Below are 1,119 nucleotides of genomic sequence, written 5' to 3'. Positions count from 1 at the left end.
GGGTATAAAAAAAGACTCTCAAAAATGAGTGTCTTAAATTTAATTCAAAAAAATATTTTACTTTTTGGATGGGAACAAACCATGATCTGGATCATAAGCAACAATATGAAAACAACTTTTAATAAAAAAGCCAATTAATCTACTTGTGGGATCTAAAGGTATTTGATAAATTTTATTATCACCACAAGCTTTTAAAATTGTTTTCTTAGCAGGATCGTTTTTTAATATATTCAATTGCGTTTGGGTGTATTTTTCAAAACTTTTTCTGAACAATTTATTTTTGATCCTTAATTTATTAACTGTTAAACATTCTTCCATAAATAAACTTTTATGCAAAAAAAATAAGAATTCTTTTAAACTTTTAATTTTGTCGATTGAATATTGTGAATGAATAACAAAATATTTTTCATCAAAAGTATATGAAAAATTGTTATTAAAATGATTAGTCACTATTGATTATAATTTATTTTTATGAATATAATATTTAATTAAAGTTTCATTTAAAATTCTTACGTTTCTTCCTTGTTGTATTGCTTCTTGCCAAGGTTTTTCAAAATGTGTTCTTTCAGATAATTGTTGACCGTCTAATTTTCCATATTTATCAATAATATAGTCAATCGCTTTTTTATAAGTGTTTTTTATTTTAGAAATATCCCCGTTTTTAATTTTTTTAGTTATTTTTTCGTAAGTATATTTTTTTAAAATAGGATATAATTCGGGGAAAACAGGGCCATGACGCCAGGCTTGAATTTCGTTATCAATTAATGATTTTTTATATTTTGTTAAATGATAAACATGTGAATAATAAATTAATTTATGTAATTTCATATGAGTATTATTTTTGTTATTGACTAAAATATAATTAGCAACATCAAAAACGTTAATTTGGTCTTTGATGGGTATGATGGATGTTTTCATATTTATTTCCTTTCTATTCTTTATATTGTATAGTTTAACATATTTTTTGACGATTTTTAATTGTTTTTCTATTTCTTTAATGTGTTTTATAATTTGTTTAAAATTATTTTGCATTATTCATTCTCCTTTATTTTGAAATTTGGGTGTAAAAAAAAGACTCTCAAAAATGAGAGTCTTGGGTTTATTTGTGTTATATATTGT

Annotated in this window: 2 protein-coding genes; both read right to left on the bottom strand. The window is 22.6% G+C overall.

The window, feature by feature from the left end; all coding sequences use genetic code 11:
- Positions 1-57: 57 nt before the first annotated feature.
- On the bottom strand, positions 58-450 hold the full coding sequence (locus tag KTO59_RS04375; RefSeq protein ID WP_284928839.1) for a hypothetical protein: 393 nt from the start codon (positions 448-450) through the stop codon (positions 58-60).
- A gap of 6 nt (positions 451-456) precedes the next feature.
- Complete coding sequence (locus KTO59_RS04370) at positions 457-1,032, bottom strand: Panacea domain-containing protein (protein WP_284928838.1); 576 nt, start codon at positions 1,030-1,032, stop codon at positions 457-459.
- Positions 1,033-1,119 lie beyond the last annotated feature (87 nt).

This window comes from Candidatus Phytoplasma sp. AldY-WA1, from assembly GCF_020312115.2.
GTDB lineage: Bacteria > Bacillota_I > Bacilli_A > Acholeplasmatales > Acholeplasmataceae > Phytoplasma > Phytoplasma vitis.
Note: the sequence above shows the minus strand (reverse complement) of the source record. Positions and strands in the feature narration are given on the sequence as shown.

What these genes read in the sequence shown, in the direction of transcription:
- KTO59_RS04370 (WP_284928838.1), bottom strand. Translation starts at nt 1,032, where the DNA reads ATGCAAAATAATTTTAAACAAATTATAAAACACATTAAAGAAATAGAA.